At 49.2% G+C, this 14,912-nt stretch carries 9 protein-coding genes; 4 read left to right on the top strand and 5 right to left on the bottom strand.

The window, feature by feature from the left end; translation table 11 throughout:
* Nucleotides 1-12 precede the first annotated feature (12 nt).
* Together FP815_07750 and FP815_07745 are read left to right on the top strand one after the other, a co-directional pair.
* Complete coding sequence (locus FP815_07750; protein MBA3014835.1) at nt 13-129, top strand: transposase; 117 nt, start codon at nt 13-15, stop codon at nt 127-129.
* Between the two features lie 113 nt (nt 130-242).
* Entirely contained in the window at nt 243-1,148 is a 906-nt protein-coding gene (locus FP815_07745) for a radical SAM protein (GenBank protein ID MBA3014834.1), read from the top strand.
* A gap of 399 nt (nt 1,149-1,547) precedes the next feature.
* Here the strand turns inward: FP815_07745 and FP815_07740 are convergent, their stop codons facing one another.
* The gene (locus FP815_07740) at nt 1,548-2,216 is read right to left on the bottom strand and encodes an NAD(P)/FAD-dependent oxidoreductase (GenBank protein MBA3014833.1); all 669 of its coding nucleotides are present in this window, start codon (nt 2,214-2,216) and stop codon (nt 1,548-1,550) included.
* On the bottom strand, nt 2,209-4,080 hold the full coding sequence (gene uvrC / locus FP815_07735) for an excinuclease ABC subunit UvrC (protein ID MBA3014832.1): 1,872 nt from the start codon (nt 4,078-4,080) through the stop codon (nt 2,209-2,211). The genes FP815_07740 and uvrC overlap by 8 nt, the downstream gene beginning before the upstream one ends.
* A gap of 346 nt (nt 4,081-4,426) precedes the next feature.
* On the opposite strand from uvrC, the gene FP815_07730 reads away from it, so the two are divergent.
* Together FP815_07730 and FP815_07725 are read left to right on the top strand one after the other, a co-directional pair.
* Nucleotides 4,427-5,896, top strand: a complete 1,470-nt coding sequence (locus FP815_07730; protein ID MBA3014831.1) for a cytochrome C — start codon at nt 4,427-4,429, stop codon at nt 5,894-5,896.
* Nucleotides 5,897-6,060: 164 nt separating this feature from the next.
* On the top strand, nt 6,061-7,848 hold the full coding sequence (locus tag FP815_07725) for a M3 family oligoendopeptidase (protein MBA3014830.1): 1,788 nt from the start codon (nt 6,061-6,063) through the stop codon (nt 7,846-7,848).
* Between the two features lie 23 nt (nt 7,849-7,871).
* Here the strand turns inward: FP815_07725 and FP815_07720 are convergent, their stop codons facing one another.
* The 3 genes from FP815_07720 to hrpA form a co-directional block, all read right to left on the bottom strand.
* Entirely contained in the window at nt 7,872-8,507 is a 636-nt protein-coding gene (locus FP815_07720) for a response regulator (protein MBA3014829.1), read from the bottom strand.
* Nucleotides 8,508-8,699: 192 nt separating this feature from the next.
* Complete coding sequence (locus tag FP815_07715) at nt 8,700-11,186, bottom strand: hypothetical protein (protein MBA3014828.1); 2,487 nt, start codon at nt 11,184-11,186, stop codon at nt 8,700-8,702.
* A 195-nt stretch (nt 11,187-11,381) separates the two neighbouring features.
* Nucleotides 11,382-14,888, bottom strand: a complete 3,507-nt coding sequence (hrpA, locus tag FP815_07710) for an ATP-dependent RNA helicase HrpA (GenBank protein MBA3014827.1) — start codon at nt 14,886-14,888, stop codon at nt 11,382-11,384.
* Nucleotides 14,889-14,912: the final 24 nt, after the last annotated feature.

Genomic DNA, 14,912 nt, shown 5'->3' with positions numbered 1-14,912 from the left:
GGGAGGAAGACAATGAAATCGAGACGATTCACAGAAGAGCAGATTATTGGGGCGCTGAAACAGGCTCAGGCAGGAGTGAGAATCGTTGATCAGTGTCGAACTTCAGACCTCCTGATCTCAGCAATTTAGCCATTTGTACGTCGTACTTGTAACTAAACGATTATACGTAGTAAATACAGATTTATTTTCGATGCGGTGTTGTGGGTTGCTCCTGACAGAAACCGAAAGGATTACTTCTAAATATGCGCAAATTAGCTTTTGGATACTCAACCAGTTGTAATATCAAGTGTGAGCATTGCGTGGCTGCGGAAGATATTCCTGATAGCAAGAAAATGGATCAGAATAAGGCAAAAGAAATTATTGTTGAAATGGCCCAGGCAGGTGTTGGCGGAATAAGCTTTTCCGCTGGTGAACCGTTTCTGTATTTCAATGAAATCGTAGAACTCGTCAAACTCTGCAAACAAATCGGAATATATACGAGAATTGTTACCAATAGTTATTGGGCAAAGACAGCAGATGCTTCCGAAAGTCTGGTTGCAGAATTGAAAGAAAACGGGCTTTGCCAATTGAGATTGAGTTATTCAAGGTGGCACCAGAAGAATATAAACCGGAACAATGTAGTGAATGCGGCACGCAGTTGCCAAAAGATCGGGGTAAATTATTTCATTTCCTTTATTACCGATTTTTCCATAGAGGATGATCCGTATGAACAGTTTCTACGGGATCATGGTCTCATATTTTTCCCTGAACCCGTCATATATGCAGGTCGTGCAGCATCTTTCAAACGCAGAAAAATCATGACCGATTATCAGGCAAACTGCTGCGACATGAATCCCTATATTACCCCTGATCTTGATATGTACGCCTGTTGTGATGCAGGGAGCCATTTCCCGGAAACAAGCTTTTTCCACCTCGGGAACCTAAACGACAATACAATAGAACAGCTTTTTACTAAAACCGAAACAGACCAGTTATACAACCTCATCAGAACCATGGGGATAACCAACATTGCATCCTATGCCGGGATGAAGGCTCGCGAGATTATAACCTATAGTAAATGCGAGCTGTGCCGGAAATTATTCAACACCCCTGGAACCTTAACACGGTTACGTGCTGAAGTTTCACAACTAGCAGCCTGGAGCAGATAGAGCGCAAATGGTGCGGAATCGGAATCGGGCCAAGATAACTATAAGGAGAATAAAATACTACCAGGACTAACCGTTAAAGATTGCAGCAACCTGAAAGATCACTTCATCCCTGATCCACGGATAACGACAATTTGATTGAATCTGCAAGAGAATATTCTTTACAAAATCATATAGTGCTTCAGAATGCTACCTCAGCAAAAAATGAAGATTCAAACGAGACAACACCGCACAGCGCCACTACTCCCCGCAGTAATCGTTCACCAGAAGCGTTGAACGTGCGTATTTTACCGGGCTGTAAACGTTTACCAGGCACCCCAGATGCGCGAAAGCGGTCTGCGAAGTGTGCTAGTTGCACATGAGCAGGCCGCTGACAAAGCAGATGGGGTGCCCGGTGAACGTTTACTCCCCGCACACCGCCTGCTTAACCGCATCAATGCCTACCCGCTGCAAAAAACGAGCGCTCCGCTCCCGCGGCTTACCCTCGACCTGATAATATTGCAGAAATTTCATGATCAACTTAACCGCCTCCTCACGATTCAGATCGGATTGCAGAATATCAGCAATCCGCGGTCGTCCTCCGGCATTGCCACCAACAACAACCGTCCACCCCTTACTCTTAGCAAAAAGGCCCACATCACGCAAAAAACTCTCCCCGCAACACATCGGGCAACCCGACACTCCAACCTTGATCTTGGCAGGAAAGGTCAAACCGCTCAACGCCTGGTCAAGCTCCGTTCCCACTCCCAAAGAATCGTCCAAACCGAACTTGCAGACACTGTTGCCCGGACAAGCCTGCACATAGTGTAAACACAAGGCAGAGGTATGAGCATAACCAATGTCGATCCCCAGATCCTGCCAAGCCGGTTCAAGCTGATCCTGCTCCAGTCCAATCAGAGCCAAACGCTGTCCCGAGGTAATTTTGACAACCGGGATCTTATATTTTCTAACCACCGCAGCGATGGCCTCCAGGGCATCGGCACTGACCATGCCCAGCGGCGTCCTGGGCACAATGGCAAATGTCTTCTTATCACGCTGCAGAATCGAGCCTTCCGGTTCCATCTCACTCATTTGCTACCTCATCTGTTGGAAAATTAATGATAGATTCGTTCAAAATAGCCAAAATTGTCTGCCCCAGCCCGAGAGTGATCCCGGGAATAGATGATAACTCCTCCGGTGTAGCCGTAGCTATCGCCCCGATGCTGCCAAAAGCGGTCAATAATGCCTTCTTACGAGCTGGGCCGATGCCGGGGACCAAATCAAGCCGAGAGCGCAACGCCTCACGACCCCGCCAATTCCGATGAAAGGTGATTCCAAAGCGGTGCGCCTCATCCCTGATTTGCATGAGCAGGAGCAAAACCGGTGTGTGACGGGCCAAGAGAATGGGGTTCTTACGCCCAGGAACAAAGAGTTTCTCACCTTCCTCGTCCTTCTCTTTGGCTATCCCGACCAAGTCCAGACAACCATCAAGACCAAGCTCCCGCACCACCTCAACGGCCACCTTAAGCTGCCCCTTGCCGCCATCGACCACCAAAAGACCAGGCATTACGTCCTCAGCCTCTGCTCGTCTCAGATGCCGACGCAGCACCTCGGCCATGGATGCATAATCGTCTGGGCCGGCCACGGTCTGAATTTTATAATGACGGTACTCATCAGCTGCTTTCTTGCCTTGCTTGAAACTGACCACCGCTCCAACCGACTGCTCTCCGCCCAGATTGGAAATATCCATGCAGATAATCCGATCAGGAATATGATCAAGATGAAGAACGTTCTTTAACCGCGCCGCCATTGTCGACCATGCCGCCTCCTTGGTCAAATGATCGACAATCACCTGTTCAGCGTTACGGTTGGCCATGGCGAGTAAAGTTACCAAATCGCCACGCTGTGGGACCTTGATAACAACTCGACGTTCCGCCAGATCAGCAAGCCACTCCTCGATAACTTCACGGCTCTCTGGCTCAGTGCCGATCAGGATCTCGCCTGGAACGTAGTGGTCAGTTCCGTAAAAACGTTCAATCACTTCGGTCAAGACCAAGGTATCGTCCTCAAAGGGTTCTTCAAGAAAAAAATGATGATGACCGTTAACAACACCACCCCTTACCAGTAGAATCGCAACGGCAGCAACGGCGCCATGACGGGAGAAACCAAAGACATCCTGATCCTTACCATGACCGGCGACAACAACTTGTTTTTCCATGGTCTTGGTCAACGCTTGAATCTTATCGCGAAGGATAACTGCCTGTTCAAAATCAAGGGAGTCTGAAGCACGAAGCATCTCTGCCTTGAGCCGCCGGATCAACTCCTTATTTTTACCGGCCAAGGCCAAAAGCAGATCATCAACCATCTGACGGTACGCTTCTTGGGTGATATTTCCATGGCAAGGAGCTAAACAGCGATTCATTTGGTGATTAAGACAGGGACGGCTACGAACAGAGAGTTCAGCTCCCTTGCAACGGCGAAGGGGAAAGAGGGTATTCAGATGCCGTATTGTTTCCCACATGGCTGATGGCGAAGAGAATGGACCAAAGATGGCCTGATCCTTGACCCGACGGCGGGTGACAACCAGTCGAGGCCACCTCTCCTTCACCGTAACCATGATATACGGGTAGTTTTTATCATCCCTAAGAATGATGTTGTACTTTGGCTTGTGCTGCTTGATCAACGAGGCCTCAAGGAGCAGCGCCTCTTTTTCAGTGGCAGTAAGGATGATCTCGATCAGGCGAGTCTTACCGAGCATGATCGAGGTCTTGTTCCTCCCCCCATCCAGATAGCGCTGGTAAGACGCCAAACGACGACGAAGATCACGAGCCTTACCCACATAATGCACATGCCCCCCGGCGTCTTTCATCAAATAGACGCCAGGACCATGGCCGACAGTCCGTAAAAAGTCAGGAGTCAGGATTGGTCGCGGCTTGCTTGGCTGTTCACTTGACATGAAAATAGAATCCCCACAAGCAGACTCATGTCGAGCTACTCAGTAGTATATTTTGATGCTTAAGAAATAATCATATGACTTCGGATAATTACCAGTGACTCCCATACCTTTTTCCACAAATTACCACCAGTAATACTACGCATAATTTCATCTACATAGTCCAACAACAACAACCAACACTTTGAAATAACGCATAAAAAAATCTACAAAAAAACCTTGTGGATAATTTACGTTTGCCCGTTGTGCTTTTCAGTAAAATATATTAAGTTTGTGCGGCTATAGACTTGGAGGATAGCTGTGTTCAACAGAATAATCCCGGACACTCTGAATTGTAGCGTACCGGAAAATGCATCAAAAACAAGGAGGAAAGAATCAAATGTCTGACATTGACCAACAACACCATCATCGTGGCCCCTGGGGTCATATAGTTAGAGGCATGTGGAGATCACCGCTTGGCATTTTAGGCGTTATCCTGCTCACAGTGTGCTCCACCCTGATGTTCATCGGCCTTATCGTTGAAGTTTTAGGCTTGACCCACAACCCTTATGTGCCGCTGCTCGCCTTCCTGGTTCTGCCTGGCGGTATGATTACCGGTTTGATTCTGATTCCTGTTGCCGCCTACCTCCGCCGTCGTCAATGGGAAAAATACGGTATTGCCAAGGATCACCTGCAGATCAACCTGAGTGACCATCGTCACCGTAAGATGGTGGTTTATTTTATCGTCCTTACCGTTCTGTTCTTCTCTCTGCTCTCGGTTATCGGCTACTTCGGTTACGAATTCTCAGACTCTCCTTATTTCTGTGGCAAGGTCTGCCACAACGTCATGGATCCTGAATATACGGTTTATACTCGTTCAGCGCACGCAAAAGTCGTCTGTGTTGAGTGCCATATCGGACCGGGAGCCCAGTGGTTCGTACGAGCAAAAGTTTCAGGACTTCGTCAGGTTCTAGCCGTGGCAACCAACAGTTTCAGCCGTCCGATTCCGGCCCCGGTCGAGCACCTTCGTCCTGCCCGTGATACTTGCGAGCATTGCCATTGGCCTGAAAAGTTCAGCGGCAAAAAGGTCAAGACCTTCACTCACTTCACCAACGATAATCAGAAGGAAGCCCAGAACGTTGATATTGCCCTGCACATCGGTGGTCACAATAAGATAACCGGTCAATTCGAAGGAATTCATTGGCATGTATCAAAGGACGTTGAAGTCAAATACCTGGCCACCGACAGTAAACGTCTCCAGATTGCCAAAGTCAAAGTCACCCGCCCCGATGGCAGCAGCGACGAGTATGTCAAACCAGGAGTAGAAATTCCGGCGGAGTTGGATCAGTCCGAAACAGGAGAGCACACAGCATGGCGGACTATGGACTGCATCGACTGTCACAATCGTCCTACCCATACATATGATCTTCCGGAGGAACGGGTTGATTTCGGCCTGATCAGCCAAAAAATCAATGGCGATATCATCGGCATCCGCGAAGACAGCCTGACAGTGTTAACGGCAGAATACAACACCAGAGAAGAGGCTGAGGCCCAGATAACCAATCGCCTGATCGAACTACAGACCAACCGTCAAGGCATTGACTACGTCAAACGTTTCGATGCTGACCTCAGAAAGGCTGGCGCATATCTGCTCGAGACCTACCTTGGCAACATTTGGCCAAATATGAATATAAAATGGGGTACATACGGTTCCCACCTTGGACATCAACGCGCTGAAGAAGGCTGGGGTTGCTGGCGCTGTCACGATGAAGAGCACTCCACCGCCGAGGGCAAGACCATTTCTCAAAGCTGTGATATCTGCCATGACGAACCACAATAAGTAATCTGGTGGTCATTAAAACAAAAGCCCCGTGCCTTAATCGGCCGGGGCTTTTGTTTTTACTCTTTTCGTCCCCTAATTAACAGCACCACACCACCAGAAAATTATACCGCCACCACCTCATGCCGAATCCTCAATGATTCACCCTTAACAAGGAGAGCGATATGTCGACTGAATTAAACACATCTCTTGGAACCACCGAAGTCCTGTGGCATCTCGACGACCTCTACCTAGGCATCGATGATCCGCGCATTGAAGAAGACCTCACCCGTTGTCAGAGCGCTGCTGCCCAAATCAACATCGAATTCAACGGCAACATTGCGACCGTCACCGCCGCTGCACTGCTCGATCTTGTCTCCCGAATGGAACTCTTGGCCGTTGACCGGGCGCGACTCAGCACCTTTGCCTTTCTCAATTTCACCACCCAGACCCACAATCCTGAAGCTGGCGCTTTTTTACAGAAAATTCGTGAGAAAAACAGCGCGATTGCCAAAGAGACCGTTTTCTTTGAACTGGAATGGAGCGCCCTCTCAGCTGAGGTCGTCACCCCCTTGCTGGCAGACTCTAAACTCGACAACTACCGTCACTACCTGACAAGCCTTCGCCGCTACGCGCCGCACCTCCTGAGCCATCCTGAGGAATCACTACTCATAGAAATTGCTCCTGTCGGTCGCGGTTCCTGGACTCTGCTCTTTGAAAAGGTGCTGGGCCAGATGAAATTCGGTCGTCTGCAACGATCCGAAGAAGAAGTTTTGTCCGATCTTTACCACGCTGATCGTGACATCAGGCAAGAGGCCGCTCATGACCTGACTCAAGGGTTAAACAGCCAGCTCCATATTCTTACCCATATCACCAACACCCTGTTGGCTGACAAGATGATTGACGACCGGCTCCGCCATTACCCAGGTTGGCTGAGCGCGATGAACCTCTACAACGAAGTCGACGATGATACCGTCTCCGTGCTGGTTGAGGCCGTAACCAGCCGCTACGACATCCCAGCCCGTTACTACCAGTTAAAGAAACAACTCCTGGGCCTAGACCAACTCTGTGATTATGACCGCTATGCGCCACTGCCAAAACTTCCGGACCAGCTGGTGAATTGGAGTGAATGCCGCCGGATGGTCTCCACCGCCTTTACCGGATTTTCCAAAGAGATGGGTGAAATCGCCGAACTATTTTTTGATAAACGCTGGATCCATGCACCTCTGGTGGAAGGTAAACGTGGAGGGGCCTTTGCCCACCCCTGCACCCCAAATGTTCACCCTTACATCATGGTCAACTACACCGGTAATATCCGCGACGTGTCAACCGTAGCCCATGAACTTGGCCATGGTATCCATCAGCACCTGGCTGCCAAGCAGGGCTACCTGAACAGTGACACCCCTTTGGTCCTCGCTGAGACCGCTTCCGTATTCGCTGAACTCATCCTCTTCTCCCATCAACTCGAAGAATTGTCCGACCCGGCACAACGGACAGCCTTTATTGCTCAGAAACTCGAATCCATCTTTGCCACGGTCTTTCGCCAAATTGCCATGAACCGCTTTGAAGAATTAAGCCATACCGCACGCCGGCAGGAAGGGGAGTTATCTGCCGAACGATTAGGCGTCTTATGGCGGCAAACCCAGCAGGAGATGTTTGGCGATAGCGTTACCCTGACTGACGACTATGGCCTCTGGTGGTCATATATTCCCCATTTCCTCAACAGCCCGGGTTATGTCTACTCCTATGCCTTCGGCGAACTCCTGGTCCTCGCCCTCTATGCCAAGTACCGGGAAAACCCGACAGCCTTTGTGCCAAAATACCTTACCCTGCTCAAGGCCGGAGGCAGCCAATCACCACAGAATCTGCTCCTGCCCTTTGGCATCGACTTAACCGAGCGATCCTTCTGGGATGGCGGACTCAAGGTCATTGACGAAATGCTGCGCTCGATTGAGATTGAAGGCGGCCCTTAACAACTCCCCCAGAAGGTCTCACCTCATTTTTTCGAAAAACACTCTGGATAGAGTTTATAGGCACAGTCGGGGCAAATGCCATGGGAAAACTCGGCCTCGGAGTGAGCCCTGATATAGGACTCGATCTGTTGCCAGTACCCCTTGTCATTTCGGATCTTCTTGCATGAGGCGCAAATCGGCAGAAAGCCGCTGAGTTGCTTAACTTTATTCAGTGCGGCATGAAGTTCAGTAATCAACTTTTCCCGCTCCTTCAGATATTGACGGGCCACAGTCCGGCAAGAAATGTTTTCTGCACATTTATCGATCGAGCCTAATAGATTATCTATATTAATAGGCTTCACCACATAATGATCTACCCCCAAATCGATAGCATCCATCATATATGAAAAATCAGTAAACGCGGTCGTGACGATTGTCTTGACATCACGAGAAATCTCTTTAATCTCCTTGATCATAGTCAACCCATCCATAACCGGCATCCTAATATCGGTGACAACTATTTCCGGGCTATACTCCCGATAAAGCGCCAAACCCTCTTTACCGTTTTTGGCACCAAGCACCTTGTTCCCTCGGCGTTGTAACAACCGTAAGAGCTGTTCACGGATCCCAGGCTCATCCTCGACACACAAAATCTTCAGGCCCTGTTGATTGCTCTCCATTTTTCACCTCAATTGGATTTAAGTTACTAAACTTAATTTCCCGTAACCGTTCAACAGCGCCGCATCTGCTTTGTCATCGGCCTGGTTCGCATACCATATGTATAGCGCACAGGCCTCTTTCGCGCATCTGCAGCGCTGTGATCGTTTACAGTTCCGGGGTTACCTGTAGTTTCGGTGCCCCCTGGTGAACGGTTACAATTTCCCTTGCGTCTCAATTCCTCCTGCAGGCACGGTGATAACGAAAGCTGCACCTTGTTCACTCTCTCCCACAGTCAACTTGCCGTGGAAGTGCTCCTCAATAATAATTTTCGCCAGATACATGCCAATTCCTGTGCCGCACCCAGGCTTCTTCGTCGTAAAATAGGGTTCGAAAACCCGATCACGAAGTTGCGCAGATATACCAACCCCATTGTCTCGTACCGTGATAACTATCTCCTTCTCAACAGTTGAGAAATCAAAGATAATATATCCAGATTCGGAGAAGAGCTTCCCCTCCACTCCCCTACGTTCACAGATTGCATCTTTGGCATTGCTGATCAGGTTCAAAATCACATGTTTAAATTCGTTTTTACTTCCCTCCATCTCTTTTTCTGGACACAAAACAATATCTTCAACTCTGTCAAATGATCGCTGATGGGTTAAACATGAAAGAACAAAACGAATATCGTGAACTCTCAACTGGGGAGAGAACAGACTCAAAACTTCACCAACCACCGCCATGGCATCAAACCTGGTTATATTTTTATCCTTCCTGAAAAAATCCCTGAAGTCATCAATAGTCTTCGACATCTGTGCAATCTGGGCCATGGACTGATCAACAGTCGCATCAAGATAGCCCTGATCTAATTCGCCAAAACGATAGGCATCCTTGATATTCTGAACACAAAGCCCGAGGGTGTTTAAGGGTTGACGCCATTGATGAGCGATCGCTCCAAGCATCTCACCCATGGCCGCAAGTTTCGCCTGCTGAACCAAAAACTGTTCCTGTTTATGACGACGTTCAACTTCTTCCTTCACCTGCGTTTCAAGGTTTGAGTTCAGCTCTGCAAGCTGCCTGGTCCTCTTTGCTATTCGCGTCTCAAGATTTTCATTAACAGAAATAACCTCACGAATTTTTGATACCAGGAGAGTGGCTATATCCTTGACTGTACCAATGAGATAATCCACTTCGCTCACCATACTTTTCGGCCAGACAACCTGATCGACAGATGTTACATCATGTTGTAATTGAATCGAAATGTCATGGAGTTGACCAAACGAGCCAAGAATATTCCGGCTGATCAACCGTGCAAAAATCATAGTAAGAATAAGAATAACAAAAACTATTTCCAGTTGATTAGCGTACATTCCGGTAAGTTCCATCCGATATGGAGCAACCGATTGCTCAACAATCAACGTCCACTCCCCATGATTGCCAACCTCGCTTTCAATAAAATAGACCGTATTCCACCAACGTTCATACAACGAATTTAATCGAGGAAGATCCGGGGTCCACTGCACCAAGCCATCTGCCAATGCCTGTTGTTCTCCCGCTGACCGTGCAAAGGGGGCCATAATCGATAGTGTTTGATGGGTAGAAACAATAACCAGCCCATTTTTATCAATAAGGGTAAGATCCAACCCATCATCAGAAGCGGCCAAGGTAAGAATCTGCCGGATCTGGATGATATTAAATATTCCGGCGACATAACCATCATATATTCCATCAGCAAGAACAGGCGCAGCCAACACAACAATAGGATCAGGCTCGCCAAATTTGGACAACACAACTTCCGAAAGCTGAGGCTGCAAGGTTCGCTTCAACTCAACAAGATACTGCCGGTCAGAAAAATCGAGCCCAATGGTGCTGGCACCAAGGTCATCAACCACAGGAGAAAACGCTGTGCTCATGGCATTTTTATCAATAAAACCAATCATAGAGAGATCAAAATCAGACTCACGTATGGCATCAAGATTATCCTGAGAGACCTCTTTATAATGCGTCTTGCGCCACGCCAGACTATTTACCTTGATAATCTTCTCATGCAGCCAGAGGTTCAACGAATTGACCGTCTGTCGAGATTCCCCAAGCAGTGCCTGACGAATCCCCCTGTCAAATTGATTAAAGTCACGCCGACTCTCATAAGTAAAAATAACAAAAGACGGGATCAACATAAACAAAGCAAGAAAGTTAAAGATCACCTCTCGCAATGGGAACATATAATCCCGGCCCCTAACCTGCAAAAACATAAACAGCAACCTGGCCATTAAGGCATTACAGATACCGTTAATCGCCTGCTTGAACATAAAAATAAATGATAGACTCGAATCGAGATCTAAGGAAAAACGGGAACAGAGATACCCCACTGGCATCCCGATAATCAGCCAGTACAGGGTGTCCATGAAAACAAAGGCAAAGCCCTTGTTTCGGGAATACAGCCAGCCAACGACAACAACTTCACCGACCAGAACAAGCAAGCTATAAGGATGATAGGCAGTAAAAAAAGTGCCCGCACTGATAATAAATGCGGCAATGATGCCCGGGATGAAACCAAAAACCTGCAAAACAAGCATCGAAAAAAAACTACCGAACAGGTAATCAGCATTGATAAAGGCAGGATACCCGAAATAATTACCAGCCAGGCCCACCGCAATTAAGGCCACTATGACGGGTACTTTTTTCATGGGAAAAAACTCCATAATTATCAATAGGATCCGACAAAGACACTCCCAGATAGGTAGTTACACTAACATCATAAAGTAATTATCGGTAAAAGTTAATTAAAAAAACCAGGAACTACAGAGGTCATCAATGAAGAGGATAGAGAAAAATGTGGATGCGCTGCGCTATCCACATTTTTCTTAAATAGGCAGTTCGATATGCCGAATAGCAAGCTACAGACGCTGATTTATCTCCAGCCACTTCTGTTCCAACCGCTTGACAGAGATCGGGATAGTGGTTTTGATCTCAGGCGCAAAGACCGAGACCTTAAATTCATCGACCATTCGAATAAATTCCGCTACCAATGGCCCAGCCTCTTGCCGCTGAACAGGAATCGCTATCAATGAGAGGCGGTCATGAAGTTCACGCACCTTGGCATCAAAAGGGGCAACCTGCGCTTCCTTTTCCTGGTCGCGACCCGGCGCGACATGAGCCCGCTCAATCCTGATCCGCAACGCTTTCAAATAACGAGGAGTTCTATCCAGGTCCCCCTGATCGAATATTTGCAGAAAATCATGTGGCAACAGCTGCGCAAGCGCTTCATCATACCGCTTAAACCGCTGAACGTTATATGGCGACTTAACAGCCAGCTCCTTGAACTTGGCACACAGGGCCACGGTATCGGCCCGCTCTACCAACAAGTTCCGTACCCGGGTAAAGATATCTCCCGCCTGCCGGTAAAACTCGCCGTCAGCAAAATTGACCAGGCGATGTTCAAACTCTTCCTTGCTGGGCAAACCTAGTTTTAAATCACAAATTTCGGTGATGATAAAATGCTGCATCTGTTCATTGACCGATTTCAAGCTCCCCAGCCATTGAAACAAGGACCAATCGAGTTGATGCAGCGCAAAATCCTTGGCAACTCTCTTGACCAGAGGACCGAGATCTCGCTCATACAGCAAACGTAAGCCTGATTGATTTTTTTGCCTACTCTCCTCTTCTGACAGAAAAAGTCGCAACCCGATCCTATTGCCGCCGATATCAACGAGAGCGGGAAAGGCATACCCAGCCAAAGCCCCGGCCTGCAAGGGAACAGGGATACGAGAGGGGATCGAATCGTCATACTCTGCAATTCCGTCACGCTCCCATTGCTTCCTGATATCAGCAAAGGGAATGCCCCCATCTTTCCTGGTCTCGACCGCAAACAAATCGCCAAAATTTCGACTGTGCTTGATCACGCATCCATCATCACTTACCAGGCAGAATCGCATCCGCAGGTGAACAGGCAACTCTTCACTACGCCAATCCTCCTTGGCGACCACAAGTCCAAACTGCTGTTCGATGAGTCGGGCCAGCATCAGAGGAAGAGAACCAACGCCAAAATCAACGTGCTTAAAGAGATCTGCCGCAGTCTGATTAACTGGGACCAGATGCTTCCGAATCGTCTTAGGCAAAGAGCGGAGCAGGCACGTAATCTTTTCCGTGATGAGTCCAGGAACCAGCCAGTCAAAGATCTGCGGATTGATATGGGGCAGCGCTGTTACCGGGATATGAACAGAGACCCCATCCTCACGGGTTCCGGGAGTGAATTTATAGAAGAGCGGCAGGCAAAAAGACCCGACAGTCAACTCGGAAGGAAAATCTTCGAGTTGCTCTGCATCAGGGTCATCGGCCACAAGATCGTCTCTGGTCATCATCAAAATAGCGCCAACCCGCGGCAGCACCCGGACCAGGCTAGCCACGTCCCAGACCAGGTCAGGCAAGCGCTGATCATAAAAATTAGCCAGTGCGTAATCGTCAATCAGATACCTTCGTCGCATCCGATCTTCGATCTCCTGCAACTCCGCAATCAACTCTTGATTACGACTCAAAAAATCAAAATCACGGCTCACCTCGCCCTCAACCAAGGCTGACTGAATAAAAATCTGCCGGGCCTCCTTGGGATTGATCGGTCCATAATTGACCCGCCGCCCCTGAACCAGGGGAAGACCGAAAAGAGTCACCTTTTCCAAAGCCACCACTTGACCGCGTTTTTTTTCCCAATGCGCATCCGAGTAAGAGGAGTGGCAGAGTCCCGCCGCGATCCTCTCCAGCCACTGAGGATTGATGGTGGCGACTGTTCGCGCATAGAGACGGGTGGTCTCGACCATTTCCGCCGCCATCAGCCACTGCCCGGTCTTGTTGAATTGGCCCGAACCGGGAAAGACCATAACCTCCTTGCCAAAGGCGCCCTGATAGAGATTCTTCTCCTTGCGAAAACCGATATTACGGACGATTCCAGTGAGGATGGACTGATGGATGGCATCATGGTCCCCAGGGCATGGTTCAACCACAAAATTGCCATTCTCCTCCAAGGTATGACAGATCTGTTCGTAAATATCACACCACTCCCGCATCCGCTGGTAGCCCAGAAAATTCTGCTGACAATATTTACGCAGCCGGGACCGGTTCACGGTTCGCGCCACATGATGATAGTGACGCCAGATATTCAGCAAGGTAATAAAATCTGATGACGGCTCAACAAACTGGCGATGGGCGGTATCCGCTGACCCTTCGCTCCCGAGTGGACGAATCCGAGGGTCCTGGATGCTTAAGGCCGCGGCAATAATCATCACCGGATGCAAGACACGGCGATCCCTGGCCTCGAGGACCATCCTGGCAATACAAGGATCAAGAGGCAGACGGGCCATCAACCGACCCTGCTTGGTCAGGCGGAATCCTGGCCCTTCAGCGCTCTCTTCCACTGCAGACAACTCACGCAGCACGGCTATGCCGTCTTTGACGGCACGGGGATGGGGAGGATCAAGAAAGGGAAATTTTGCTGGATGCCCCAAGCGCAGATCAAGCATCCGTAAAATAACATCAGCCAGATTGGCACGGACAATTTCCGGCGGCGTGAATTCTTCACGGGCCAGATAGTCCTCTTCACTATAAAGACGGATACAGACACCTGGACCGACACGACCACAGCGGCCGCGTCTCTGGTCGGCGCTGGCCCTTGAGATCGAGCAGACCGGCAACTTAGTGGTCCTGGCCCTGGGACTATAACTTGAGATTCGGGCCTGGCCTGAATCAACAACATAACGAATACCTGGCACGGTAATCGAAGTCTCGGCAACGTTGGTGGCAACAACAACCTTACGCTGTTTGCTCTCGACAAAAATACGGCTTTGCTCGCGACCGGAAAGCCTCCCGAACAGCGGCAGGACCGAAAGATTCTTGCCGGCATCTCCTGCCCCGTCCAAGGACTCCACCACCTCCACGATGTCGCGCTCAGTGGCCATGAATACCAGAATATCCCCATATGGTTCATGACGGACGATATCACCCACCACCGCAACTGTCTGCTCGGCAATCGACGGTTCAGCCCCGGAGGCAGCCTCCGGAGTCGGACAGTATCGAATCTCGATGGGAAAGGTCTTCCCTGGAATCGTGATGACCTTGGCCCCATCGAAATGACGGGAAAACTTTTCGGTATCGAGAGTAGCTGACGAAATGATAATCTTCAGATCCGGCCTGAGCACGACCAGCCGTTTAATGATGCCGAGCAAAAAATCAATATTGAGGCTGCGCTCATGGGCCTCGTCGATAATGATCGCATCGTAGCGGGAGAGCTTTCGGTCAGAAGCTGCCTCGGCCAGCAGCATGCCATCGGTAAGAAATTTAATCCTGGTGGTCTTACGGGTCCGACCACCAAAAGAAACCGGGAACCGAACAACCACATGGCCAGAATGGCCCATTCCGCCTGCACCCGGGCCGGCTCC

This window comes from Desulfobulbaceae bacterium, assembly GCA_013792005.1.
Classification (GTDB): Bacteria; Desulfobacterota; Desulfobulbia; order Desulfobulbales; family VMSU01; genus VMSU01.
The sequence above is the reverse complement of the archived record's forward strand: the minus strand, read 5'-3'. Positions and strand labels throughout refer to the sequence as shown.